General features: G+C 63.7%; 25 protein-coding genes. 15 read left to right on the top strand and 10 right to left on the bottom strand.

Going from position 1 to position 25,842, the window contains the following annotated elements:
- The first annotated feature begins 3 nt into the window (after window positions 1-3).
- The 3 genes from ACW179_RS06465 to ACW179_RS06455 all read left to right on the top strand — a co-directional run bounded on the left by ACW179_RS06465 (window position 4) and on the right by ACW179_RS06455 (window position 4,388).
- Window positions 4-1,209 (top strand): acetyl-CoA C-acetyltransferase, encoded by a 1,206-nt coding sequence (locus ACW179_RS06465; RefSeq protein ID WP_492063477.1) that lies wholly within the window; start codon window positions 4-6, stop codon window positions 1,207-1,209.
- A 139-nt stretch (window positions 1,210-1,348) separates the two neighbouring features.
- On the top strand, window positions 1,349-3,547 hold the full coding sequence (locus ACW179_RS06460; protein ID WP_492063476.1) for a 3-hydroxyacyl-CoA dehydrogenase NAD-binding domain-containing protein: 2,199 nt from the start codon (window positions 1,349-1,351) through the stop codon (window positions 3,545-3,547).
- 175 nt (window positions 3,548-3,722) lie between these two features.
- Complete coding sequence (locus ACW179_RS06455; RefSeq protein ID WP_492063475.1) at window positions 3,723-4,388, top strand: hypothetical protein; 666 nt, start codon at window positions 3,723-3,725, stop codon at window positions 4,386-4,388.
- 74 nt (window positions 4,389-4,462) lie between these two features.
- On the opposite strand, the gene ACW179_RS06450 is transcribed toward ACW179_RS06455, so the two are convergent.
- The 3 genes from ACW179_RS06450 to ACW179_RS06440 all read right to left on the bottom strand — a co-directional run bounded on the left by ACW179_RS06450 (window position 4,463) and on the right by ACW179_RS06440 (window position 7,974).
- Window positions 4,463-6,475, bottom strand: a complete 2,013-nt coding sequence (locus ACW179_RS06450; protein WP_492063474.1) for a TonB-dependent receptor plug domain-containing protein — start codon at window positions 6,473-6,475, stop codon at window positions 4,463-4,465.
- 26 nt (window positions 6,476-6,501) lie between these two features.
- Entirely contained in the window at window positions 6,502-7,032 is a 531-nt protein-coding gene (locus ACW179_RS06445) for a hypothetical protein (RefSeq protein ID WP_492063473.1), read from the bottom strand.
- A 777-nt stretch (window positions 7,033-7,809) separates the two neighbouring features.
- Window positions 7,810-7,974, bottom strand: a complete 165-nt coding sequence (locus ACW179_RS06440; RefSeq protein WP_492063472.1) for a hypothetical protein — start codon at window positions 7,972-7,974, stop codon at window positions 7,810-7,812.
- A 133-nt stretch (window positions 7,975-8,107) separates the two neighbouring features.
- On the opposite strand from ACW179_RS06440, the gene ACW179_RS06435 reads away from it, so the two are divergent.
- Window positions 8,108-9,058, top strand: coding sequence for a UDP-glucuronic acid decarboxylase family protein (locus tag ACW179_RS06435; RefSeq protein WP_492063471.1), 951 nt, complete (start codon window positions 8,108-8,110; stop codon window positions 9,056-9,058).
- 7 nt (window positions 9,059-9,065) lie between these two features.
- Here ACW179_RS06435 and ACW179_RS06430 read toward each other — a convergent pair whose 3' ends face one another.
- Window positions 9,066-9,761: a VIT1/CCC1 transporter family protein gene (locus tag ACW179_RS06430; RefSeq protein ID WP_492063470.1), complete on the bottom strand. Its 696-nt coding sequence runs from the start codon at window positions 9,759-9,761 to the stop codon at window positions 9,066-9,068.
- A 213-nt stretch (window positions 9,762-9,974) separates the two neighbouring features.
- Entirely contained in the window at window positions 9,975-10,613 is a 639-nt protein-coding gene (locus ACW179_RS06425; protein WP_492063469.1) for a response regulator transcription factor, read from the bottom strand.
- 203 nt (window positions 10,614-10,816) lie between these two features.
- Between ACW179_RS06425 and ACW179_RS06420 the strand changes: the two genes are divergently transcribed.
- From ACW179_RS06420 to ACW179_RS06390, 7 genes are all read left to right on the top strand, one after another.
- Window positions 10,817-11,233 (top strand): response regulator, encoded by a 417-nt coding sequence (locus tag ACW179_RS06420; protein ID WP_492063468.1) that lies wholly within the window; start codon window positions 10,817-10,819, stop codon window positions 11,231-11,233.
- Window positions 11,230-11,604 (top strand): response regulator, encoded by a 375-nt coding sequence (locus ACW179_RS06415; RefSeq protein ID WP_492063467.1) that lies wholly within the window; start codon window positions 11,230-11,232, stop codon window positions 11,602-11,604. The genes ACW179_RS06420 and ACW179_RS06415 overlap by 4 nt, the downstream gene beginning before the upstream one ends.
- Window positions 11,594-11,896, top strand: a complete 303-nt coding sequence (locus ACW179_RS06410) for an Hpt domain-containing protein (RefSeq protein WP_492063466.1) — start codon at window positions 11,594-11,596, stop codon at window positions 11,894-11,896. Before ACW179_RS06415 ends, ACW179_RS06410 begins: the two co-directional genes overlap by 11 nt.
- A 341-nt stretch (window positions 11,897-12,237) precedes the next feature.
- On the top strand, window positions 12,238-12,909 hold the full coding sequence (locus tag ACW179_RS06405) for an OmpW family outer membrane protein (protein WP_492063465.1): 672 nt from the start codon (window positions 12,238-12,240) through the stop codon (window positions 12,907-12,909).
- Window positions 12,897-13,598, top strand: a complete 702-nt coding sequence (locus ACW179_RS06400; protein ID WP_492063464.1) for a DUF2490 domain-containing protein — start codon at window positions 12,897-12,899, stop codon at window positions 13,596-13,598. The genes ACW179_RS06405 and ACW179_RS06400 overlap by 13 nt, the downstream gene beginning before the upstream one ends.
- Before the next feature lie 17 nt (window positions 13,599-13,615).
- Window positions 13,616-14,275 carry a hypothetical protein gene (locus tag ACW179_RS06395; protein ID WP_492063463.1) on the top strand — a complete coding sequence of 220 codons (660 nt, stop codon included), beginning with the start codon at window positions 13,616-13,618 and terminating at the stop codon, window positions 14,273-14,275.
- A 238-nt stretch (window positions 14,276-14,513) separates the two neighbouring features.
- A complete protein-coding gene (locus tag ACW179_RS06390; RefSeq protein ID WP_492063462.1) occupies window positions 14,514-15,080 on the top strand; it encodes a metal-independent carbonic anhydrase family protein in 567 nt (188 codons plus the stop codon).
- 77 nt (window positions 15,081-15,157) lie between these two features.
- On the opposite strand, the gene ACW179_RS06385 is transcribed toward ACW179_RS06390, so the two are convergent.
- The 5 genes from ACW179_RS06385 to ACW179_RS06365 all read right to left on the bottom strand — a co-directional run bounded on the left by ACW179_RS06385 (window position 15,158) and on the right by ACW179_RS06365 (window position 21,506).
- Complete coding sequence (locus tag ACW179_RS06385) at window positions 15,158-15,886, bottom strand: response regulator transcription factor (RefSeq protein ID WP_492063461.1); 729 nt, start codon at window positions 15,884-15,886, stop codon at window positions 15,158-15,160.
- Window positions 15,887-17,572 (bottom strand): sensor histidine kinase, encoded by a 1,686-nt coding sequence (locus ACW179_RS06380; RefSeq protein ID WP_492063460.1) that lies wholly within the window; start codon window positions 17,570-17,572, stop codon window positions 15,887-15,889.
- Window positions 17,573-17,732: 160 nt separating this feature from the next.
- The gene (locus tag ACW179_RS06375; protein ID WP_492063459.1) at window positions 17,733-18,722 is read right to left on the bottom strand and encodes a fumarylacetoacetate hydrolase family protein; all 990 of its coding nucleotides are present in this window, start codon (window positions 18,720-18,722) and stop codon (window positions 17,733-17,735) included.
- 195 nt (window positions 18,723-18,917) lie between these two features.
- Window positions 18,918-19,061, bottom strand: coding sequence for a hypothetical protein (locus ACW179_RS06370; RefSeq protein ID WP_492063458.1), 144 nt, complete (start codon window positions 19,059-19,061; stop codon window positions 18,918-18,920).
- Between the two features lie 180 nt (window positions 19,062-19,241).
- The gene (locus ACW179_RS06365) at window positions 19,242-21,506 is read right to left on the bottom strand and encodes a TonB-dependent receptor (RefSeq protein ID WP_492063457.1); all 2,265 of its coding nucleotides are present in this window, start codon (window positions 21,504-21,506) and stop codon (window positions 19,242-19,244) included.
- Window positions 21,507-21,713: 207 nt separating this feature from the next.
- Here ACW179_RS06365 and ACW179_RS06360 point away from each other — a divergent pair, with 207 nt between their 5' ends.
- From ACW179_RS06360 to ACW179_RS06345, 4 genes are all read left to right on the top strand, one after another.
- Window positions 21,714-22,622, top strand: coding sequence for a LysR family transcriptional regulator (locus ACW179_RS06360; protein ID WP_492063456.1), 909 nt, complete (start codon window positions 21,714-21,716; stop codon window positions 22,620-22,622).
- Between the two features lie 117 nt (window positions 22,623-22,739).
- A complete protein-coding gene (locus tag ACW179_RS06355; RefSeq protein WP_492063455.1) occupies window positions 22,740-23,990 on the top strand; it encodes an MFS transporter in 1,251 nt (416 codons plus the stop codon).
- On the top strand, window positions 23,987-24,724 hold the full coding sequence (locus ACW179_RS06350; protein WP_492063454.1) for an EthD domain-containing protein: 738 nt from the start codon (window positions 23,987-23,989) through the stop codon (window positions 24,722-24,724). The genes ACW179_RS06355 and ACW179_RS06350 overlap by 4 nt, the downstream gene beginning before the upstream one ends.
- On the top strand, window positions 24,721-25,839 hold the full coding sequence (locus ACW179_RS06345) for an FAD-dependent oxidoreductase (protein ID WP_492063453.1): 1,119 nt from the start codon (window positions 24,721-24,723) through the stop codon (window positions 25,837-25,839). Before ACW179_RS06350 ends, ACW179_RS06345 begins: the two co-directional genes overlap by 4 nt.
- Window positions 25,840-25,842: the final 3 nt, after the last annotated feature.

The raw sequence follows: 25,842 nt of genomic DNA, 5'->3' as shown, positions 1-25,842 counted from the left end.
CAAATGGCCGACGCTTATATCTTCGACGCCGTGCGCACCCCGCGCGGCAAGGGCAAGAAGGATGGATCTCTGCACGAGATCACCTCGCTGTCCCTGGCCACCCAGGTTCTGGAGGCTCTCCGGGACCGCAACAATCTCGACACGTCCTATGTCGACGACGTCGTGCTCGGCTGTGTCGCCCCCGTCGGCGAGCAGGGCTCTGACATCGCCCGCACCGCGGTTCTGACGGCCGACTATGCCGAGAGCGTGGCCGGCGTGCAGATCAACCGCTTCTGCGCCTCGGGCCTGGAAGCCGTAAACATGGCGGCCGCCAAGGTCGCGTCCGGCGAGGCCCAGCTGGCCATCGGCGGCGGCGTCGAAAGCATGAGCCGCGTGCCCATGGGCAGCGACGGCGGCGCCTGGCCCACCGACCCGTCCTCGGCCTTCAAGACCTATTTCGCCCCGCAGGGCGTCTCGGCCGACCTGATCGCCTCGCTGTACGGCTTCAGCCGCGATGACGTCGACGCCTATGCCGTCGAAAGCCAGCGCCGCGCCGCCGCCTCGTGGGCCGACGGTCGCTTCAAGAAGTCCGTCATCGGCGTCAAGGACCAGCTGGGCATCACCATCCTGGATCACGACGAGACCGTGCGCGGCTCGACGACCATGCAGACCCTGGCCTCGCTGAACCCGTCGTTCACGGGCATGGGCGAGATGGCCTTCGACGCCGTGGTCACCCAGCGCTATCCGCAGGTCGAGAAGATCAATCACGTCCACCACGCCGGCAACAGCTCGGGCATCGTCGACGGCGCCGCCGGCGTGCTGATCGGCACCAAGGAAATGGGCGAGGCCCTGGGCCTGAAGGCGCGTGGCCGCATCAAGGGTGCCGCCTCGATCGGCAGCGAACCCTCGATCATGCTCACGGGGCCCTCGCTGGTCACCGAGAAACTGCTGAAGAAGCTGAAGATGGAGGTCAATGACATCGACCTCTATGAGCTGAACGAAGCCTTCGCCGCCGTGGTCATGCGCATGATGCAGGCGCTGAACATCTCGCACGACAAGATGAACGTGAACGGCGGCGCCATCGCCATGGGCCACCCCCTGGGCGCGACCGGCGCGATGATCCTGGGCACCATGCTCGACGAGCTGGAGCGCTCCGACAAGGAAACCGCCCTGATCACCCTGTGCGTCGGCGCCGGTATGGGCACCGCCACCGTCATCGAACGCGTCTGATAGCAACCCGGTGCTCCCCCTGAAGGGGGAGCTGTCGCGGAGCGACTGAGGGGGAGTAAGCGCCTATCGGGCAGCCACTTCCCCCTCCACCGCTTCGCGGTCCCCCTCCCCCTCTGGGGGGAGGATTTGGAGAACGAACATGGAAAACTTCAAGATCGAGGTCGATTCCGACGGCGTGGCCCTGGTCACCTTCGACGTGCCCGGCCGGACGATGAACACCCTGACCGCTTCGGTGATCAAGGAAATCGGCGAGGTGGTCGAGACCATCAAGAGCGACGCCAACATCAAGGGCGCCGTCATCACCTCGGGCAAGACCACCGGCTTCTGCGCCGGCGCTGACCTGGGCGAACTGGGCGGCAGCGGCGGGATCGGCGGCGGCGGCGCGGGCGAAGAAGGCCTGAAGGCGGCTTTCGAGGCCGGCTTTGCGCTGAACAAGGCGTTCCGCGCCCTGGAAACCTGCGGCAAGCCGGTGGCGGCCGCCATCAACGGCCTGGCCATGGGCGGCGGTCTCGAGATCGCCCTGGCCTGCCACTATCGCGTCGTGGCCGACAACCCGAAGATCCAACTGGCCCTGCCGGAAGCCAAGGTCGGCCTGCTGCCCGGCGCCGGCGGCACCCAGCGTCTGCCGCGCCTGATGGGCGTGATGAACGCCGCGCCCTACCTGCTGGAAGGCAAGTCGATGAAGCCGGCCGAGGCGCTCGCCGCCAAGGTCGTGCATGAAGTCGTGGCCGCCGATCAGGTGGTCGAGGCCGCCAAGACCTGGGTCAAGACCAAGGGCGACCCGGTCGCGCCGTGGGACAAGAAGGACTTCAAGCTGCCCGGCGGTGGTCCCTACACCCCCACCGGCAGCCAGGTGTTCGTGATGGGCAATGCCATGCTGCGCAAGCAGACCTATGGCAACTATCCGGCCCAGCTGAATATCCTCAAGGCGGTCTATGAGGGCACCCAGGTGCCCTTCGACGCCGCCCTGCGGATCGAGACCCGCTACTTCCTCAAGACCATGATGACGCCCCAGGCCAAGGGCATGATCCGCACCCTGTTCCTCTCGCTGCAGGAGCTGGGCAAGGGCTCGGGCCGTCCGGCCGGCGTGCCGCACTATGACGTCAAGAAGGTCGCCGTCCTCGGTGCCGGCATGATGGGCGCGGGCATCGCCTATGTACAGGCCATGGCCGGCATCGAAAGCGTGCTGATCGACCAAACGCAAGAAGCCGCCGACAAGGGCAAGGGTTACGCCGAAGCCCTGGTCAAGAAGGCCGTCTCGCGCGGCAAGATGACCGTCGAAAAGGGCGAGAAGATCCTCGCCCTGATCACCCCGACCACGGACTATGCGCTGGTTGCGGGTTCGGATCTGGTCGTGGAAGCGGTGTTCGAAAACCGCGAAGTGAAGGCCGACGTCACCAAGAAGGCCGAAGCCCAGCTGGCCGACACCGCCATCTTCGGCTCCAACACCTCGACCCTGCCGATCACCGGCCTGGCCAAGGCCTCGGTGCGTCCGGCCTCGTTCATCGGCATCCACTTCTTCTCGCCAGTCGACAAGATGGGCCTGGTCGAGATCATCATGGGCGAAGAGACCAGCCAGGAAGCTCTGGCCAAGTCGATCGACTACGTCCTGAAGATCAAGAAGACCCCGATCGTCGTCAATGACAGCCGTGGCTTCTATACCTCGCGCTGCTTCGGCACCTTCGTGCAGGAAGGCCTGGAAATGCTGGCCGACGGCATCGCCCCGGCGATCATCGACAATGTCGGTCGCGCCACCGGCATGCCGCGCGGTCCGCTGGAAATGAACGACGATGTCGCTCTGGACCTTGGCTACAAGGTCACCCAGCAGACCAAGAAGGACCTCGGCGACAAGTTCGAGGACCGTCCGTTCGCCCCGATCATCGAAAAGATGGTGGTCGAGCTGGGCCGTTTCGGCCGCAAGAACGGCAAGGGCTTCTACGACTATCCGGAGTCGGGTCCCAAGACCCTGTGGAAGGGTCTGTCAGACCTCGCCCCGGTGAAGATCGCCGACGCCGACAAGGCCCTGATCGACGAGATCCGCACGCGGCTGCTCTATCGTCAGGCCGTGGAAGCCGCTCGCTGCTTCGAGGAAGGGGTCATCACCGATCCGCGCGAAGCCGATGTCGGCGCCATCCTGGGCTGGGGCTTCGCGCCCTGGACCGGCGGTCCCGTCAGCTTCATCGACGGCATCGGCCTGAAGGCCTTCGTCGAGGGCTGCGACGCCCTGGCCCAGAAGTTCGGCAAGCGCTTTGCGCCGCCGGCCCTTCTGCGTGAAATGGCCGAGAAGGGTGAAACCTTCTACAGCCGCTTCGGCGTCAAGACGAAGGCGGCGGCGTAAACGCTGCGCCACCGCTGAAAGATGGGAGGGCCCGGTGGCAACGCCGGGCCCTTTTCCATGGCCAACCCGCTCAGCCCGGTGCCGTTCATTTCAGCCTGGCCATGTTCCCGTCATGCTTCGGCCCCACCGCGTCCCTAAGCCGAAGGTCGGACACAACGGGTGAGACGGCAAACGGATGGCGGCGGCTCTCGCCTTGATGGCTGAAGGGCCGGTTACCTTGAGGCGACGACGCCTAAACCGGGGTCCGTGGATCGTGCTGGCCTCGCTGGGCGTGCACCTGCTGGCCCTAGCGGGGCTGGTCGCCGGCGCCGACATCATGCCCCAGCGGGTCGAGCCTCCCACCTTGAGCGTCGAGCTGATTGATCCCGCAGCGCCGGTGACCTCCCGGGTTCAACCGGCTCAGCACCGACCCTCGCCAGACGAACGCCGGCCAGCTGTGACTCCGCCGAAAGCGCGGACGGCAGTCCTTCCCTCGGCCATGCCCGCCTCGCCGACCGATCCGGCGGCCCCGACCGACGCCGTTGCGCCGCCCGGCTTCAAGGCCCGCGGCCTGACCGGTGGTGGTGAGGCCCTGAGAGAAGCCGCCCGCAGCGGCATCGGCTGCCGCAATGCCGACCTGCTGGCCCTGACCCGAGCCGAGCGCGCCGCTTGCGACGAGACCCTGGGCGAGAAGCACAAGAACGGCCCGGCCCTCTATGCGGTGATCGATCCCGACAAGAAGGCCGCCTTCGACGGGACCTGCAAGAAGGACGACGACTGGTGCCTCTATCGCACCGGCAAGGGCCCCTATCCGGGGCTGATAGCCCTTGGGCGAAAGAAGAAGATCAAGGGCTGGGACTGAGGCTGAAAGAAAAAGGACCCCGCCATGCAGCGGGGCCCTTGGTCTTCAGCACGGCTTGCAGCAGCGCGTCGTGCTTACCAGGCCTTGGTCAGGGTCAGGTAGACGCGACGCTCGGCCCTCAGCATGCCGGTCTGATCCTGGCCGTCCTCAAGCAGGTTCTGGCCGCTGACGGCGAGGGTGTAGTCCTTGCCGAAGGTGCGAGCGACCCGACCGCCAAGGGTGGCGTAGGCGTCGATCGGCACGAAAGCGGCCCCAGTCAGGTTGGCGTTGGATTTGCCGACCAGACCCAGATAGCCGTCAACAGCCCAGGCGTCGTTCTTCCAGCCCAGCTCGGCATTGGCCCGGTAGGATGGCGTGGTCTGCTCATAGGCGGCCCGGCGTGTGAGGGTTGAGAAGCCGGTCACCGGCTTGTCCTCAATATCCGTCCAGATGTAGTTCGCGCCCCAGTGATAGCCACCGGTGATCTCGCCAGAGGCCTTGAGCTCGACACCCGACATCTTGGATTCGCCGATATTGCGATAGCTGATCAGCGGCACGCTGGTGGCCGTCGGCGGCAGGTCGAACTGCATCGTTGTCGGGTTGCCTTTGACGTCCTCGGTCTTCTGGATGAACACCGAGCCGCCGATCTTGGCGTTCAGAGCCGGAAGCGCGCGGTCATAGCCCAGCTCGTAGTTGGTGACGATCGAAGGCTTCAGTGCGGGATTGCCGATCGCGCCGAGCGAGAAGGCCCCGACCCGCGTGACCAGTTGCAGGGCGCCCAGGTCGATCAGGGTCGGAACCTGCACGCCCTTTGCGGCCGTCAGGCGCACTGTGTCGAAGTCGCTCGGGCGATAGACGACACCGGCGTTGTAGCTCATTTCCTTGATCGACCGGTCCCAGGCCGCGTTGGACAGGGTCGTCGGATAGCCCACGGGGAAGGTGCCCGTGCGCTTCAGGTCCAGCGTATCGTGTCGCACGGCCAGCGTGGTCGAGAGCTTGTCGGTGACAGCCCAGTTCCACATGCCCGACACGGCCATCACGTCATAGGACAGCTCGCCGCCGGCGATCGGAGCGGTATTGACCTTGTTCTTGCGATACTCGCCGCCGACCCGGAAGGTATGGCGCGCGCCGACCTTGAACAGGTTCTGGGCGCTCAGGACACTGATTTCGTTGTCGAAATTCAGGGCCTGGCCAAGGGCCTTCAACTTTGCCGACAAACCGTTCCGATAGGCACTCAGGCTCAGCGTGCCCAGCTTGGTCTCGGACGTCAGCCCCCCCTTGATCGAGGTGGTGACATATTTGGTCGGCGAATAGGCCCCGATGACGCTTTCGCTAATCTTGACATTAGACCAGCTGCCCTCGACCCGCAGTTCGGTCTTGTCGCTGAGCTGGGCAACCGTATCAATGTTGGCTGAGACCCGGGCCGGATCGGTCAACAGGCTATTGCTGTAACGGCCGTCGTTCTTCCATTCGTCCATCTGCACGCCGCCGGCCGAGAGGCGAGCGGAGACCTTGTCGCCCAGCTTCACGGTCTTGACGGCCGAAACCTCGGCATGGCCGCCTGTGCCGGCGCGAACCGTCACCGAGCCCACATCGTCGAACTTCGGATTGAAGGTGATGATGTTGACGACGCCGCCCACGGCGTTGAAGCCGAACAGGGCGCTGTTGGGCCCCTTCACGACTTCGATCTGGCGGATCTCTTCCAGCTGTACCGGCAGGGTCGCCCAGGCCGTGAAGCCGTAGTGGTCGAGATAGACCTGACGACCGTTGATCAGCACCAGCAGGCGCGGCGAAAGCGCTTGATTATAGCCCCGGACACTGATGTCGGCGCTGGCTGCGCCCCAGCTCAGCACATCCATGCCGGCGACGCGGCTGAGGATGGTCGGCAGGTCGGTGGCGCCAGAGCGCGCGATGTCAGCGGCCGAGATGATGTCCATCGCGACCGGGGCCTCGGTGGAGCGTTGCGGCGAGCCCGTGGCCGAGGTGGTGACGGGTTCGTTGAACAGCTGCTCCATCGCGCCATAGTCGATCGACTGGGCCGAGGCAGCAGTGGCCGAAGCCAGGATGATCAGGCCGACCGAAGCGCCGGCGAAGAGAGTGGTTTTCATCGTCATGTCTCTTTCGATGGCTTTGATCAGACTTCGCGGATCATCATGCGGAAGGCGGCCTTGAACACCGCGCCGACCGCTGCGGCGGCCGAGCGATTGACCACGATCTCCACCTTGGGATCAGCCGAAGCGCTCATCACGCAGGCCCCGCTGGTGACGCAGGACATGTCTGAGCCGATGGTGATGATCTTCTTGCCCTTGGCGGCGGCCCCGACCGGGCCGGAGGCGACGCCGGTCGTGATGTAGAGCGCGGCAACGCCCGAGACGCCGGCGACGTCGCCGGCCTCAACCGGCTTGCCGACCAGGGTGAGGGCGCCGGCGCTGAGCCCGCCGCCGATGGCGGCCATGATGGCGTTCTTTTCGGCGACCGATGCCGGCTTGGACGGATCGAAGACAACGCCCAGCGTGGCTTTGCCGGTCGGGCCGTTCTCGAGGAAGGTCAGGGCCCGGCCGGCGACCTGCAGGTCCTTGGCGGCGTCAGCGTGGGCGGCGAGGGGCGCGGCGGCGAGCGCAAGAGCGCTCAGCACAAGCACGCCGGGCTTGATCTTGTTCGACATTTCTATTGCTCCCCAGCCCGTGGTCTATCGGGCTTTCTGAAGCGTGATGTCGGCCCTGGCTGGTAAATAGATAGTAACCGCAATCGGCGTAACGCCGTTACCGACCAATATACTGTTAGCTTCTTAAAGTAAAAAATCTAGCCATACCGTCGCTCAGGAAAGATATATTTTATAAAAAATCAATATTCCGACTCTTTAGTTCATGAATCGGCACGTCTCAACGCCATCTATATTGATGTGTGGTTATGGATTAGTCCGCAAAATTTATGTCTATCGTCGCGGTATGGCCAGCAACGGCAACGGCGTGCAGCGGCCGAAGACGCATCATTGGCGCAGCGAAGACACAAGGTGGGCATTTTGTCGCAGAGGCAAGATCGTCGCCAAAACTGAGCGTCATCAAGCGTGCGCCGTTTAACGCAGCCCGTCTGAGGGCGCTCAACACTGCATATGGCAGCCGATTTTTGGGGAACGGGGCGGCCGACCTCGGAAGTTCGGGGGTGGGTCCAAGGCCGGCCATGCTCGCGCGTGCGAAACGCGAGCAACACCACGATATCCCGCAAAGGTTACGCCAAAATGACCAAGCTCTACCATAGGGAGCAAATTACTTACCTTACGGCAAGGGCGCCGACCGGGCCTTGGTTGCGGCGACCCGGTCGGCTTTGTCGGGCACATGGGCAACAAGCACCGACGCTCCGCGATGCGCCTGTTTTGGGCCTGAAACAACTGACGACGCCCCCAGACCTACCCGGATTGGGCAGGTAGAGCGACGGGCTGGAATCAGAGCACCTGCCAGAGTGCTGCGGCGCAACTGAGGATCACTGCCCAGCCGACCATAAGGCCCACCTCGGGATGGCGCTGCCACCACCGCGTCGTCGGTCCCCGCTCAATGCGGGCCATGCGACCGATACGGCGCGGAGCAATATTCCTGTCGAGCGCGACCATGGCTTCCCCCCGTCCCTTTCCGGGATGTTGGGGTGATGCGACGCAAGGGACGGGCCAGCTTGCGAGCGACGCGATTCGACGCGCCGCAGACTCACGCTAGGGTGGGGGTGCAAGCCCGCTGTGAGGAACCGACATGACGCGCATCCTGGTCACCGGCGGTGCCGGCTTTCTCGGCTCGCACCTGTGCGAGCGCCTGCTCGATGCAGGCCATGAAGTGCTGTGCGTCGACAACTTCTACACCGGCGCCCGGCGCAATGTGGCCCACCTGCTGAGCAATCCCAATTTCGAGCTGATGCGCCACGACGTGACCTTTCCGCTCTTTGTCGAGGTCGACGAGATCTACAACCTGGCCTGCCCTGCCTCGCCCATCCACTACCAGCACGACCCGGTGCAGACGACCAAGACCTCGGTGCACGGGGCAATCAACATGCTGGGCCTGGCCAAGCGCCGGCGCGCCAAAATCTTCCAGGCCTCGACCAGCGAGGTCTATGGCGACCCGGCCATCCACCCCCAGGTCGAGGACTACTGGGGCAATGTGAACCCGATCGGCATCCGCTCCTGCTACGACGAGGGCAAGCGCTGCGCCGAGACCCTGTTTTTCGACTATCACCGCCAGAATGGCGTGCGCATCAAGGTGGCCCGGATCTTCAACACCTATGGCCCGCGCATGCACCCCAACGACGGGCGCGTGGTGTCCAACTTCATCGTCCAGGCCCTGAAGGGCGAACCCATCACTCTTTATGGCGAGGGGCTGCAGACCCGCTCGTTCTGCTATGTCGACGACATGGTCGAGGCCTTCATCCGCCTGATGAACACCGACGATGCGGTCACGGGCCCGATCAATCTGGGCAATCCGGGCGAGTTCACCATTCGTGCCCTGGCCGAAATGGTAGTGGCCCAGACCGGCTCGCGCTCGACCATCACCTACCAGCCCCTGCCCTCCGACGACCCCCGCCAGCGCCGCCCCGACATCAGCCTGGCCAAGGAAACCCTCGACGGCTGGGAGCCGACCATCGCCCTGGAAGCCGGTCTCAACAAGACCATCGCCTATTTCGACGCCTTGCTGAAAAGCGGAGCCGCATAAGGGGCCACTAAAGCGTGGCGCCGAACAGCCGACCAATGCCCGAAGTCAGGGCCATCGCCGCCGCGCCCCAGAACGTCACCCGTACAACAGACCGCCAGACACCGGCGCCGCCGGCCCCTGCGCCAACGGCGCCGAGCACCGCCAGGCACGACAGCGCAGCCAGCGCGACGCCGACTGTCAGCCAGGCGGCAGGAACCAGCAGCACGACAGCCAGCGGCAGGGCTGCTCCTACCGTGAAGGTCGCCGCCGAGGTCAGGGCCGCCTGGATCGGGCGGGCCGTCGTGTGGGCGGAAATGCCCAGTTCGTCCCGAGCATGGGCGCCGATCGCATCCCGGGCCATGAGTTGCTCGGCGACCTGCCGCGCGACTCCTGCCTCGACGCCTCGAACCTCATAGAGACCCGCCAGTTCGTCCAACTCGGCGTCCGGGTCGGTGGCCAGTTCGGCGCTTTCCCGGGCCAGGTCGGCCTTTTCGGTGTCGGACTGGGAAGAGACCGAGACATATTCGCCTGCCGCCATCGACATCGCGCCCGCAACCAGCCCCGCCGCGCCGGCCAACAGGATCGCCGACTTTTCAGGGTTGGCGGCGGCGACACCGACGATCAGGCTGGCCGTCGAGACGATACCATCATTGGCGCCCAGCACCGCAGCGCGCAGCCAGCCGATCCGGGCCACCAGGTGGCGTTCACTGTGCAGGCGGCTCATGCGGGACGTCCTTCAAGGGCGAACGAGGCGACGGGCCAGGGAGCCGGGGGCGCGCCTTGCTCGTTGAGGGGAAAGCTACAGGTAAACAGCGCGTCGCCGCCAGGAGTGTTCCGGCCGGTCACGACGCCGCCATAGGCGTCGATGGGACATGAATATTGAGCAGCCGACCCGCGCCCTGGACATCAGCGGGCTTGTCGCAAAAATGCTGCCGCCTCAGGTGCCAGCAGGTCGTGAATCCAAACCGCTCAGGGTTGCCATTCGCACCAGATGGCCGAGCCTTGCCGCCCCCATTTTCAGCATGAGCGCCCTGCGGTGGGCTTCCACAGTGCGCACGCTGATACCCAGTCCATCCGAGATCTGGCGTCCGGTCTGTCCCTGGCCTATCTCGACGAGGATTTCCAACTCTCTGGCGGTCAGGCTTTTGAGCCGCTGCCTGACCCTGTCTCGCTCGGTGGCTGTTGCCGGGTCTTCCTGTGACGGCTCGTGGAGCGCACGAACGATCTCGACCAGGCGAGCAAGGTCTTCGGTTTTTTCAAAGAAATCGCTCGCACCAGCCTTCATGGCGCTAACAGCCAGCGCCACGTCGGCATGAGCTGTAATGACAACCACCATGATCTTGGGGGCATGTGCGCGCAGGGCCTCCGTCAAGGCCACGCCGTCCATGGGCGACATGCGTACATCGGTTATGACGCATCCGACCGCGTCGGCGGGCAGCCGCGTCAAAAGGTCACGCGCCGCGCCGAAGGTTTCCACGGAAAACTCCGCCGGCGGGAAATGGGCAGCAATGGCGTCGCGCATCAGCGCGTCGTCGTCGACAACATATACGCGCCGCCGGCCTTCCGGGTTCGTCATCCGCTTACTCTATCAGGGTTTTGGAGCGCCAGAACACGGTCCGCCACATTTCTCCGTTTGGTGCTACGGCCAGCGGAGCGCGCAGATACACCCCGCTATTTGTCTAGCCTATCGGTACAATTACCTAGCAACAACCGGCAATTGTGCGAGATCATCTTTCGTCATTCAAGTGAGGCGGGGGATACCGCCCACGAGAACAACCTATGTCTACAATCCTCACTTTAGACGATGACATACTTTTCAGTGAATTCATTCACGATGTGCTGGCTCAAGACGGTCATTCGGTAGTCGCTGCGTATAATGGCGAAGACGGCTTGGACAAACTCACGCGCCGGAAATTTGACCTGGTCCTGACTGACATCGACATGCCGATCATGGATGGCCTGGAGTTTTTGCGACAAGCCAGAGCCCTGCCTTGCGCACTTGAACTGCCCTTCATTCTGCTGACAGGCCGGCGTCGCGAGCAAGTCATGGCTACAGGCAACGCCATCGAAGGGCTGCCATTCCTGCAAAAGCCCGTAACGCCCGGAACAATATCCAGAACAGTCCGCGCAACGCTCGACAATTTTTCATGCGAGCGCGGGGGCCCGAATGGCCGAAAAGGTGAGCTCTGCCTGTGAACATTCTGTACGTCGACGACGAAAGCGATCTGCGCGAACTTGCGCAGCTTTCACTAGAGCTGGACCCCCTGATGCGAGTGACGACTGCGGCTTCAGGCCCCGCAGCCCTGGACCATCTGCGCCGAACGGCCGTCGATGTTGTGCTGCTGGATGTTATGATGCCGAAGATGGACGGACCGGCGGTTCTCGCAACACTGCGCGCGGAAAACGGGGCCAATCCACCGGTCATTTTCGTGACAGCCAGGGCCCTGCCTGACGAGCGTCGTCAACTTCTCGAACTGGGAGCCCTCGACGTCATTACCAAGCCATTCGATCCGACGTCTCTGGCCCAGGACGTACGCACTGCGCTTGCGAGCCGCCATGAGCGATGATCCGCTTGCCCGCCTGAGGGCTCGTTTCAGGCAAAGGTGCGTTGAGGACATTGCAACGCTCCGCTCGCTTCTGAACCAGGACGCCATCAATCGGCGTGAGCCTCTGCGCATAGTGGTTCACGGCATAGCCGGCATAGCCGGCAGCTTCGGACACGCCTCACTGAGCACCCTGGCCGGCAATATTGACGATGACCTCACCCGGGATCAGCCGGTGGCCGACGAAAAGCTTTCCGAACTCGTTGCCGCTCTGGACCTGACCATCCGCGAAGCTCCGGATTCAGACGAAACATAAGTCCCGCCCCCTGTGGCCTCAGCCGCGAAACTGAACCCAACGGGCCGACCGGCTGCGCAATGCGGGACTTCCGCAGCTCAATCGGGTGCTCAGCCCGCGCCGTACAGCCAAGCCATGCCAAGGCTCTGGTCCGGCCTGGGCGGGGCCTCCGGATAGCCCTCCCCGAAGGATGCGCCCAAGGCTTGCCGTCCTGAAGGGACCGCTGAGGCATCACCTGAGCCATCCGACGCAGGGCTGTAATGCGCCGTTCATTCTGACGACAGACGAGGTTCACCGCACACCCGCAACTCTTGTTCCGAAGGCCAACAGGCCTGCCGTCGTAACAAGAGGACACCCGTAACTTGAAATCCGCAGCCCTTGCAGCATCCGCCCTGGCCCTAGCGGCCCTGGTGCCCGCCACCGCCTCGGCCGAGGAAGGCCGCTTTCAGATCAAGGCCTTCGCATCCCGCGTTGCGGTGGATGGCGCGATCAACAGCGTCAAGCGCGATGCCATCCCTCTGCCGGCGGGCTCGGATACTCGGGCCAGTGATACCTGGGTCCCGACGATCGCCGCCGAGTACTTCGTGACCCCGCGCCTGTCGATCGAGACCATCTGCTGTGTGACTCAACACGACGTAACCGGCAGCGGCAAGATCCAGGGCGCTGCCCTGATCGACAAGGCCGAGGTCATCCCGGCAACAGTGACCCTGAAGTATCACTTCCCCCTCGACAACGGCATCAAGCCCTATGTCGGCGCCGGGCCGGCCTACTTCATGATTTTCGGGGAAGACCTGGGCGCTGGAGCCCGCAGCCTCGGCGCGACCCGGGCCCGTCTCTCCAGTGAATTGGGGGCCGCGATCCAGGCCGGCGTGGACATCCCGCTCCCGGGCCGCAACTTCGGGCTCAGCCTGGATGCCAAGCGCTACTTCGTCGACACGACCGCACGGTTCCATGCGCGCGATACCCTGGTACTGCAGTCCGAGCACCAGCTGGATCCGTGGGTTCTGAGCGCAGGCCTGTCATGGCGCTTCTGACCCTGAACGCCAGGCCGTCCAGCTTGGCGGCTGCGGTCTTGATGTGCACGGGACTGTTGACGGCTGGCCAGGCCCATGCGGCCGATGAGGACCTGCAGGCATGGTCGACCGTCCAGGCGACCAAGGCGCTCTCAAAGCGCACGCTCCTGACGGTCGATGTCCAGACCCGGTTCAACGAGGACGCCAGCCGTCTCGGCCAGGTGATCATTCGACCCTCGGTCGGCTGGAGACTGGACGACACCAGGGTCGTTTCGGCGGGCTACGCCTATATCCGGACCAGCGCGCTCGGCCGGGCTACGACCCACGAGCACCGCAGTTGGGAACAGCTGACTTTCCGGCTCGCCGGCAACGGCAAGGGCCCGACCCTGACGGGCCGCACCCGGCTGGAGCAGCGCTGGATCGAGGACCGGGACGGAACCGGCTGGCGTGTCCGGCAGCAGGTGCGGTTCACCGCCCCCCTGCAGGACAAGGTCCGGGTCGTCGCCTGGACTGAACCCTTTGTCGGCCTGAACGAGACCAGCTGGGGCCAGCGTGACGGCGTGCATCTCTGGCGCAGCTTCGCCGGCGTCTCGGTACCCGTCTCAAAAACCGTCGCGATCGAGCCGGGCTACCTGCACCAGCGCGCCTTCCGGCCAGGTGTCGATGCCGTCACCCACGCCGCTTCAGTCACTTTCAATCTGCAATTCTAATCGGAGCCAAAAGAACCATGACCCTCAAGACCCTTTCCCCGAAAACCTCTTCTGACCGCCGCCCGTCGCGCAATGCGATCCTGGCTGCGGGTGCCCTCGCCGCGGCCCTGGCGGCCGGTACCGCCCAGAGCGCAGCCGCCCTTGAAGTGCCCCAGGCTCTGGCCAAGATGACGCCGTCGCAGGTGGCCGAGCGCGTCGAGGTCCGTGACGATCCGTTGGAAGATCACGTCACCTTCAGCACCCGGCCGGTCATTCGCAAGGGCAGCCACAAGGACGGCGTCTCCATCCATGACGGCTATGTTCAGGCCTTCAAATCACGTGACAACACCGCAACCCAGTGGCGGGTGAGCCATCACCTCACCTATTTCGGTCCTCGCCGCGACGTGAGCCTGGTCCACATCCGGTCAAGTGGAAAGCTGCTGAAGATCGAGCCTTCGAATGTTCGGCGCTGGTCGGATGAATGCACGGACAATGGCGTCACCTGCGGTCAGCACTTGACCGTCGAGTTCAACCTGCCCGAACAGACCATTCGCGAGATCGCCACGGCCTACAGGCCCGGAGACCGGACGCCGTGGCCCGTGCGGTTCAAGGATGACCGCGGGCAGGACATCACGGTCGCCATAGCGCCGTCTGAAGTCGCCGGCCTGGTGAGCGCCGTCGAAAGCTGGAAGCGCTAAAGCATCCAGCGCCCGGGGGCCTGCTGGTCAGGCTCCCGGGGTCGGGTTGGATCTTTCTGTGCGCACGGCTCAAGGGCTGTACCTCCTGCAGGTGCAGCCCTTCTGGCGTTTTGGCCGGCGCTCCTGAGCCGGCTCCGCCCTGTAATCTGCGGTTCATCCTGGCGACAGTTTGGGTTCACGGGCGGGTCTTAAGCCTGTGGGGGAGGCGATGAACGCCACGACAACAGGAGAAGACAGAATGAACCCCCGCTCCATCCTCGCTGCCGGTGCCCTGCTGGCTGCTGTCGCGGCCTCGCCGGCTGCGTGGGCGAGCTCGACCTATAACGGCAGCCTCACGGAAGCCGAGGTTCTCGCGGCGCAAAAGGCTTGGGGTGAGGCGCTGGTCGCCATCTCCCGTGAACATGAAGCCAATGGCCATGCCAAGGCCAAGGCCCTGGCCAGCACCGTTCTCGACAAGGCCTATGGCTACAATCTCGGCCCAGTGCTGTTCAAGCCGACCCTGACGACGTCGCCGCAGACGTTCCGGACCACGAAGGAAGGCGCTCTGGCCTATTTCGTCGGTGGCGAGCCGAGCTATCCCAATGACAAGGGCTTTGCCCTGCAGGGCTGGCGCTCGGTCGAAATCAAGAACGCCGCCGTTCAGATCCACGGCGATGTGGCCAGCACCACCGGCAACGTCATCATGACCGACAAGAACGGCAAGGTGACCATCGTCGACAAGACCTGGACCTTCAAGAAGACCGATGACGGCATGATCCGCATCGTTGGCCATCACTCCTCGCTGCCCTACGCCCCCGCCAAGTAGGCGAGGAGTCCCCCTCCCCCTTAGACTTGAGCCCCCGTTCTTCGGAACGGGGGCCTCTTTTTTGGGGGCAAGCCTGTTCAGCCCCCGGTGGGGCGGGACCTTGGCGGGGTATCAAGCCGATAGCCCAGGCCACGAAGGGTCGAGATGTAGGAGACCCCGTCAACCGGATCGACCTTCGACCTTAGCCGCCGGACATAGACATCCACGACATTGGTCAGGGGGTCCTCGTCCACACCCCAGACATTGGACAAAATCCGTTCGCGGCTCAGGACCCGCCCCGGCGACGTCATGAACAGCTCCAGCAGGGCCAGTTCACGGGCTGTCAGCGTGACTTCGTCGCCATCGCGCATCACCCGCATGGTGGAGCGATCCAGCTCAAGTCCGCCGACCGTCAGGGTCCTGTTGACCGGGGTACGCTGGTCGCGCGGTCGCCGCAGCAGTGCCTCGATCCGGGCCAGAAGCTCGTCGAAGGCAAACGGCTTGACCAGATAGTCATCGGCGCCCGTTCTCAGGCCCTGCACCCGGTCCTCGACAGCGCCCAGCGCGGTCAGCATCAGGATCGGTGTCATGACACCGCCGACCCGCAGGGCCTGGCAGACCTCCATGCCGGTCATCTTGGGCAACATAAGGTCCAGCAAGATTACACCGCTCTGGTCCAGTTCGCGCAGCATGCGATCCAGGTCTCGCGCCGCCTCCAGCCCCGCCTCACCGTCCCTGGCGACCCGGACCTTGTAGCCTTCGGCCTTGAGGCCGCGCTCGACGAAATCGGAAACGCGAGCATCGTCCTCGACGACGAGAATGTGCATCTAAACTTGGTCCTGAGAAGCAAGGCTGTCTGTCAGCGGAAGAACCAGAACGGCTTTAGTGCCGTGCCCGGGCTCACTCCCCAGGGTGAGCCTGCCGCCCTGGCGTTCCGTCAGCGTCTTGGCGATCGGCAGGCCCAGCCCTGTGCCGTCCGCTCGATGCGCCCTCGCGCTTGCTGTCCTGTACCCGCGCTCGAAAACGCGATGCAGGTCCTGCTCGCCAATGCCTATGCCCTGGTCGGCGATCTCAAGTCTCCAGGCCATGGTCTCGCCAGGGACCAGGCCGGCATGCACACTGATGACCCCGTCGCGATGCGAATAGCGGATCGCATTGTCGAGCAGAAGCGCCATGATCTGCTGGAGCCGCTGCGGATCAGCACAGACTTGAACCTCGGTGGGCTCCACGTTGAGGTCTAGCCTGAGGCCCCGCTCGAGAGCGACAGGCGACAGGGTCGCGACGGCATCTTCCAGCGCCTTGAGCGGGTCGATGTCGGCGAGATTCAGCTGCAGAACCTCGGCGTCGCTGCGCGCCATCATCAGCAGGTCTTCGATCAGGGCCGTCATCTGGCGCGAGGCCTGAGTGATCCTCTGAAGAGCCTCCCGGTGATCCTCGATCGTCTTGCTGCCGCGAAGCGAGACCTCCGCCTCACCCCGAATGGCCGTCAAGGGAGTGCGCAGTTCATGGCTGATATCGCCCAGCAACTGGCGGCGCCGGGCCTCTGCCTGTCGCAGCTCGCCTAGGGCGACCTCAAGTTCGCGCGTCCGGGAGGCGACCTGGATTTCCAGATTATTGCGCAGCTCGGCTTCCTGTTCCCTCCGAGCAAACAGCTCTTCAGCCATGTGATTGATGCTGGTGCCGAAGCGCGAAAATTCTTCAAAGCCGCCAACCGGCATCCGGTGCGACAGTTGCCCCCGCTCAAAGGCCTTGGCACCGTCAGAAATGGCCGAAAGCGGGCGGCGAAGGGCCCGGGCAAAGTAGACCGCGAGAACGATCGCCGTCAGACCCAGAACAGCGGCGGCCGACCAGGACAGGAACTTCACTCGCTCGAGATAGAGATCTGCGGTCTCGCGCTTGCGTCTGAGGATTTCGGCTTCGGTGCGGATGCTCTCGTTGAGCATTTCGCGAAGGTCGCGACCTGCCCCCTCGTCGAAAACCGTCTCGATCTCCGCCCAGGCCGTCTTGGCATTCTGGGTCGGTCCCCGACGATTGATCTCTGCAATGGGCTCGCGCAGAGCCACCACGCTCTGGGCCAGCAGACCCAGCGTATCGTCGCGGCGGCGCGCTTCCGGAGACGGTGAACTCGCCGCATTGTCCATGCGTTCGGCCGTCTGGCTAAGGCCCTGCAAGCGCACGATGGTCGAGGCCATCTTCTGACGCAGCATTTCTCCGTCGTCGGGCGCATGGGTCGCTCCGATCAGGGCCCGCAGCGACCAGGCCCTCAGTCTCTGTTTGGTCGCGGAAAGCTCCCAGAAGCCGCTTTGCAAGTCCCCGGCGATCCGACCACGCAGAACCTGGTGCTCGGCACGGTTGGCGATCCAGGCCGCCAGCCCCCCCTGGGCGAGGGCCAGCGAGGCCATGAGAACGAGCGCGACGGTCAGTCGTGTCGAAAAGAGCGGCTTCACGCTGGGCGCCTCTGACGTAAAGATCGGGGGTAAGACTTCATAGGCGAGCCGGCAGTGTTCGGCCACCCAGACTCTCTCTCGGCAATGGCCATGTGACTGGCCCCTGATCCTTCATCCGGCACGAACCAGAGTCTCGGCCTGGTCGCGTCGCGGCCTTAAAGTCTGATTGCGCCGCCTGTCCGGATTTCCGGCGCCGCCTGAGCCCGGATGAGCCCTGAGGCTGAAGTCAGGTGGATCCGACGATGGCTTCGATGACGCGCTGATCTATGGCGCCAAACAGTGGGCTACCGTCTGGCATCCGGGCTTCCATCCGCACTCGATCCCCAAACCGCATGAAGCCGGTGCGCGGCACGCCGTCATCAACGATCTCAATCCCGCGGCGCTCGGCGATGCACGAGGAGCCGACCTCGCGATAGTTTGAGTTCGACACCGTGCCCGAGCCAATCACCGTTCCCGCGCAAAGCGTTCTGGTCCGGGCGGCATGGGCTACAAGCTCCGGGAACGAGAAAGCCATGGGATAGCCTTCAGCGGCCCCGAATCGCTGAGCGTTCCAGTCGACAGTCAGGGGCAGATCAATCCGGCCATCACGCCATGACGCGCCCAGTTCATCTGGGGTGACCGCCACCGGCGCCATGCTGCAGGGGGGCTTGGCCTGGATCCAGCCAAAGCCGGTCTTCATCTCGATCGGGGCAAGGGTCCGCAACGACCAGTCATTGATCTGGACGATCAGCCGGATATGGCCGGCGGCCTGATCGGCCCCGACGCCCATGGGCGTCTCATCAAGGATAACGCCGAACTCCCCCTCGAAGTCGATGCCATCGTCTTCACTGGGAAGGGGAACGTCCTGAACGGCGCTATAAAACCTGTCCGAAACTCCCTGGTACATCAGAGGCCGTCCCTTCGGGGTCGGCTCCATGTTGAAAGCCTTCTGCATCAACGCCCCATGGCTTTCGTAGGCCGAGCCGTCCAACCACTGCCAGGCGCGCGGCAACGGTGCCAGGGCTTGAGCCTGAGCAAAGTCAAACGCACCGACAGCACGCCCGGACGCCAGGCCCTCGGCACGCGCCCGCAAGGCAGGCTCGACATGGGACCAGGCCTCCAGGGCCGCCTGAAGCGTTGGGGCAATGTCATCCGCAGCGACCGCCCGAGTCAGATCCGTCGAGACGACGACGAGGCGGCCATCCCTGCCATCGCCGGCCAAAGTGGACAGCTTCATGATGCAGTCTCCTAGAGCCCTTTCCGACCTGATGGCTTCATCAGGGTCGGGCGAAAAGGGCTATGAATCAAAAGTTTAGAGCATTTTTCGATCCGATAACCGTTTCACAATTATCGGAAAATGCTCTAGCTACCGTCTGAAATCGTCGTCGCGCCGTCGGCGACGAGATTGTGTCCGGTGATGAACCCGGCAGCGTCACTGACCAGATTGATCCGCCGAGCCAGGAAGCACGCGTCCGTTGACGTGGATCGGAGTGGCTTCGATCAGGATGAAGGCGATGCGGCAAACGGTGTCCGTCGAGGGATTGCGCCAAAGGTGATTGGTGGCCTGCTGGACCACGATATCCCCTGCTTGCAGCGCGACGACCTCTCGGTGTCAGAGCCTCGTCAGACCGCACGACCGACAGGCCAGCCCGGTCATGCGCCGTAACGATCCGTCTGAAGCTGGATGTCATTCAATGCTGCCAAAAGAAGGCCAGTCCGGCGCCCAGGGACGGCGGACTGGCGGAGGTTGAGCAACTCAGTAACGGGCCGTCAGGCGCAGCCCGATGGTCCGCGGCGGGCGCAGGCCGTTGTAGACGACACCCAGAATTGGCCTTGGCGAGCTGGTCGAATAGACCGTCTCGTCACCAATGTTGTTGACGAAGGCCGTCGCGCTGAGGTGACCGGTTGAAGTGGCCAGGGTCAGGTAAGCATCCGACATCGTGTAGGAGGATTGCAGCTCCTCAGCGAGATACTCGATCGACAGGTAGCGGCTGGACTCGAGCCTGGTGCGGAAACCGGCCGTGAGTTCGAGATCGTGCGGCAGGTCGAACGTCTGATCATAGCCCAGATTCATCGACCATTTGGGCGCATTCACCGCAGGTCGACCCGAGCAGTCGACCTGGTAAATGGCGGCAGGCGCCGACACTGGCAGGGTCGAATTGCGGGTCGCGGGGCACGCCACCCGAGGAGGCGCACCGTTCGGCGAAAAGGCATTGTAGACGAAGGAGTCGTAGGTGGCGTCGAGATACTGGATATTGGCGTTGATCGCGCCGCCCTCGACGACCTGGAACCGGCCCTCTACCTCAGCGCCCTTTATGGTGGCATTGCCGACATTGGTGGTAATGTTGGCCTGGGTATAGAGGCTCGCACTACTGGCTTGGATCGGGCCAAGGTAGCTGATCTGCTGATCCTTGTACTTCCAGTAGAAGACTTCAGCGTTCAGCTGGAGGCGGTTATCCAGGAACCGGTTTTTGGAGCCAATTGTGTACGCGGTCAGTTTTTCGGGATCAAAGGTGTTATCCCGCACCGAGGGGAAGAAGCCGCCAGCTTTGAAACCCGTTGCGACATTTGCATAGAGCAGTGAGGCCGGACGGACATCGAATTCAACGCCAGTCTTGTAGGTTATGCTGTCGAAACTTAAATCCCCCGCGATCGGAATGATCGGGCCATTGGCGACCGGACCACTATACTGTCGGAACTGGGTCCTCTGACTTTTATCCTCCTTGGTATAGCGCACACCCGCGACAAGCCGGAACCTGTCATTCAGGGCGTAGGTGCCCTGACCGAACACTGCCCGGCTTTGGGTTTCGAGACGGGGAGCGAAATAGGTGGTGGAAAGCAGACCCTGCACGAAGCTGTTAACGGCCTGCTGCTTCTCGTCGAACAGGAAGGCGCCGACCACATACTGTAGCGGTCCGTCCCCCTTTGAGGATAGACGCGCCTCCAGTGAAGCCTGATCGACGTCTTCGACGATATTGCCTTCGAAGCCGGTCACATAGAAGCGCAGGTCGGGTTTACTGTTGCGATAGGCAGGTGTGAGGGTCAGCGTGCCAAAGCCCAGATCGCCCTCGATAACGGCCGAGACTCCCCAGAATTCGCTATTGAAGAAGCCGGAGCTCTTGGGAGGCGCGACAAGTCCGGAATTGACCAGGGGTCCAAACTGGGTCGCCAGCGCCGCGATGCTGCGAGAATCCGAGCCGCCGATTCGATCGGCCACAGCCGGACCGCGCGAATAGAAGGAACTGGGGACAGTGACGCTGCCGGGCCCCTTGCCGCCCTGCTTGAAGTAGTCGCCCGTGATGAGGGCTGACCAAGCGTCATTGGGCACCCACAACACCGAAGCCCGCGCCGAGGTGCTATCCTCATCGTCATAGCCGTCCGACATATAGCCATCGTGCGCGACCGTCTGGGCAGCGAGGCGCAGCGCCACGTCTTCCCCCACCGGCACATTGACCATGCCGCCCAGTTTGCGGTGCGAGTAGTCGCCGATTTCTCCGGTTAGCTCGGCTGCCAGCGTCCCGAGCTTGGGCCGGTTGGGAAGAACGTTGATGGAGCCGCCCGTGGCGTTGCGACCATAGAGCGTTCCTTGAGGGCCCTTGACGACCTCCACCCGGTCCAGGTCATAGAAACTGCCATTCGGTGCGGACGGCCGCCCGTAGTAGACACCGCCGACATTGTAGGCGATGGCGTTTTCGCCGTAGGCATTGCCACTCAGAGTACCAACGCCGCGTAGGTAGAATGTCGTGTTTCCGCCTGCCGGCTGGACGACAAGCGCCGGAACCATGCGGGTCAGCCCTGCCGTATCGCTGACGCCGGCGGCGACCAGCGCCTGACCGGTCACGGCCGAAACTGCCACGGCGGCCTTCTGCAGATTCTCGCTTCGCCGCTGCGCTGTGACAATGACCTCTTCAAGGCTGACGGATGCGGACTCGACGGGCTTTTGCTCCTGCTCAAGCGCATGGGCGTGTGTCGCCATCGAAACGGCAAACATCGCCGTAGACACCATAAGTAGGCGATTCATCTTGGTTTCCTCCCGTCGCCCTAGACCAGCGCACGACAAACCTTCCCATTTGGGGGGTGGCTTGCGGCGCTCCAGCGAGGCGCTCTCAAATGCTGCCCGGCTTGTTGGTCAGCCGGCTGACAGCAGACGGACCATGAATATTCCAAGCTGTAAAATCGCTTTATTGGATTAAATGCATCGGCGATTCCGATACGAGGAAACCACTCCATGCGCTTCAAAGGTCTGGACCTGAACCTCCTGGTGGCACTCGACGTGCTGCTGGAAGAGGGCAGTGTTTCGGCGGCGGGCAAGAGACTGTTCCTCAGCCAGTCGGCGACGAGCGGGGCGCTCGCCCGCCTGCGCGAGCACTTTTGCGACGAACTGCTGATCCCGGTCGGGAGAAAGATGGTTCCATCGCCGTTCGCCCAGGACCTGATCGAACCCCTCCGCGCCCTGATGCTACAGATCGACGCCACGGTGAGCCCCGGTCAGGCGTTCGACCCACTGACAACCAAACGGCTCTTCAGGATCGGCTGCTCGGACTACATCACCGAGGTGGTGATCAGTAAGCTGACCCCGAAACTGGCCCTGAATGCGCCCGGGATGATCATCGACGTGACGGCACCCGGCAATGATCCGGCGTCGTCACTGGATGCCGGCGATATCGATATTCTCATCACCCCGGAGACCTATCGCGCCCAGAACCATCCCAGCGAAAAGCTCTATGACGAAGACCACCTGATCGCGGCCTGGACGGGCAATACCCTGCTGGCCGATGGCCGTCTGGACCTGGAGCGGTTCAGAACGCTTGGCCATGTGGTGGCCCGGTTTGCGCGGGTACGCGCCAGCTCCTTGGCCGAGACCTGGCTGGATTCACGCGTCCCCGACCGCCGGATCGAGATGATCGTTCCGGCTTTCATGCATGTGCCCCGGCTGCTGGTCGGCACCCAGCGCATTGCGCTCGTCCATGGCCGACTGGCGAGGATGAGCGTCGAAATCATGCCCATACAGCTATTCGATCCGCCCTTCGATTTGCCGATCCTGACCGAAGTGATCCAGTACCACCGCGCCCGCCAAACCGACGGCGGGCTGCGATGGCTGATCGACACCATCCATGCCTGCGCCAAGGAGATCTGAGGACCTATCGGAAATGGCGATAGGTTTTATCCAATCAATCGATTTGTCCACAATCGACCTGCGATCGTAGTTCTACCGTCCTGATCTCTCGCCAAAGGGGGACAGCGGGAGGCTCGAATGCAGCTTGGGGAGCAACTTGCTACGCGCGACTTGCCGCGTGACGCCGGCAGCGCGCAGGGCGTGGTCCTGATCCTTGCCGCCACACTGGCGGTGATGGGCGTGCTGGTGATCTCGCCCATTCTACCCCAACTGATGCAGCACTTCGCCGACGTTCCGGGGATCACCTTCCTGGGCCCGATCATCCTGACGGCGCCGGCAGTCTGTATTGCGCTGTTCTCGCCCTTTGCCGGCTGGCTCACGGACCGACTGGGTCGGCGACGGCTACTGATCGCCGCCATGGCGATCTATGCGCCGCTTGGTGCAGCACCCCTGTTTCTGGACAGCCTGTGGGCCATTCTGGCTAGCCGGATCGGCGTGGGGCTGGCCGAGGCGGTGATCATGACGGCCTCAACCACCCTCATCGGCGACTATTTCAAAAGCCCCAAGCGCGAGACCTGGCTGGCCTGGCAGGTGGGCGTTTCATCGATTTCGGCGGTGGTCCTGCTGCTGGTCGGCGGCTTGCTCGGCACCATCGACTGGCGCGCACCCTTCGCCGTCTATCTGACGGCATGGGCCCTGGCGATCGCTACTCTGCTGCTGACCTGGGAAACACCGCGCGACTCGCATGACACGAGCAGCGCCCTTGCACCCAAACCGGCATTTCCAACGCAAAAGATGGCGCTGATCTACGGTGCCTCCCTCCTGGGTGGGATGATCTTCTACATCGTGCCTGTACAGCTGAGCCTGGTGCTCGGCGAGCTGGGCATGACAAATCCGGCCCTGATCGGCGGATCAGCCGCATTTGGCGCTCTCGTGGTTCCACTCGGGTCGCTGATCTTCCGGCGGCTGTCCGGGGTCGACGCGCGCACGATGCTGGGCGGTGCGTTTCTGCTGGCCGGCATTGGCCTCTTGATCATGGGCGTCAGCCGCGACTTCAAGCTGACCATGGTTGGCGTTCTGATCAATCAGCTGGGCTGCGGCATCATCCTGCCAACCCTTCTGGCCTGGGCCATGGGCAGTCTCCCGGCGGCGTGGCGAGGTCGCGGTATCGGACTGTGGACAGCGTCGATCTTCATTGGCCAGTTCATCAGCCCCCTGCTGATTACAATCGCCGCCAAGGGACTGGGCGGGGTGTCATGGGCGGTCATGCTGGCCGGCGGGCTCGCCCTCGGCGGTGCCTTGGTGGCCGCTCTCGCCGTGAAACATGATGAGGCGGCCAAGGCCCGTGCAAGGGGCGCTCACTCGTCCGCCGATGGCGCACGCCCATGATCAAGCTGATGATCTCGGCGCGCACTGCGCCGGCCCGACCACGCTGGCAAGCCCTGGATCATCTGAAATCCGTCCACGGTCCGCTCGTCTACGACGCACCAGACGATGCTGGCGCAATGCCGACGCTCTATGTCCAGAACCATGTCGACGACGCCCTGGCCCTGCCTGATGCGCTGGCGAACTGGGCCTGGGACCGTGATCTGGTGACCGAACTCGCCTTCGACGACCTCGACCATCTGCGGGCCGCAACTCGGACACCCTACTACCAGACCGTCCTGAGGCCCGACGAATCCCGCTTCGTTGATCAGGCTTCAGTCATGCCGCTCGTCGTCACGGAACATCGTGAGGGCCTTGTGGTCGGAGACACCGCCTGGAAGATCTTCGTCTACCTGAAGGCCACTGGCGATCTGCCGGCTTTCGAGCGCGGCTGGTCCACGGCGCGCGAGGCCGTCGCGAGGCTATGCATGGCACAGGCTGCGAACGTGCCGCTGGCAGCCCCCGCAACACCCCCGGCCTTTGTCGACGGCATCTGGTCCTTGTGGTTCGCGACAAGGACCCTGGCCGTGAGTTTTCTGAACGGCCCTCTGCTCCAGGCCGTGGCCGGCTTCAAACCTTGCCTGAACGCTGACGCAAGCTTCGTCGTCTTGGCCCGGGAACTACCGGTCTCGCGGTTGCGCCGTGAAAATGGCCCCCGTGCGCAGAGCGTGTCGCAAACGCCAAGGAGAGCGTATTGACCTATCCGAAAATCCTGATCATCGGCGGCGGAATCGGCGGCCTCACGACCGCAATCGCCCTGGCGCAGAAGGGCCTCAAGACCGAAGTGATCGAGCGCGATCCCAGCTGGTCGGTCTACGGCGTCGGCATCATCCAGCAGGGCAACGTGGTGCGCGCCATGACCCAACTCGGCTTGATCGATGACTATATCGAAGCGGGGTTCGGCTTTGACCATGTCGAGGTCTTCATTCCGACGGGCCAGAAGGTTGCGACCATCCCCACGCCGAAACTCGTTGAGGGCTATGCCTCCAATGTCGGGATCGGCCGCCGCGCCCTGCACAAGGTGCTGGGCGACAGGGCCATCAAGTCAGGCGCGGCAATCAGACTGGGCGTGACCGCCGAGAGTCTCGAAGACGACGGGAGCGGCGTCGATGTGCAGTTCAGCGACGGGACGTCGGGCCGATACGACATCGTCATCGGCGCCGATGGCCTCTATTCGACGACCCGCCGCCAGATCTTCCCGGACGCACCGCAGCCAGCCTTCACCGGCCAGGCAGTGTGGCGCTACAACTTTGATCGCACCTCTGAGGTGACAGGGCTTTGCGCCTATGAAGGTGCCACCGGTGTCGGCCTCGTCCCGCTGTCTGAAACGCTCATGTATATGTACGTGACGACACCGGAGCCGGGAAACCCGCGCTACGAGCGAGACACCCTGGCGCAGGCCATGCGCGCCAAGCTGGCCGCCATACCCTCGCCCGCCATCGCCGCCTTGCGCGACCAGATCACGGCCAATGACGAGGTCGTCTACAAACCGCTGGAATGGGTTTTCCTGACCGGCGATTGGCACAAGGGGCGGATTGTCCTGCTGGGAGACGCCATCCACGCCACTACGCCTCATCTGGGCCAGGGGGCCGGCATGGCGATCGAAGATGCCATCGTCCTGGCCGAGGAACTGGCGCGATCAACCGCCCCGGAAACGGCGTTCAGGGCCTATCGCGCGCGGCGCTTTGAACGCTGCCGATACATCGTCGAAAAATCGAAAGCGCTCTGCGACAGCCAACTCGGCAAGGGTCCGCCGGTCGAGCAGGCCGCGGCCGCCCGCGACATGTTCAACGTCGTCGCCGAACCCATTTGAACC

It is taken from the genome of Caulobacter sp. AVps18, from assembly GCF_058681425.1.
This window is presented reverse-complemented; position numbering and strand designations above follow the sequence as displayed.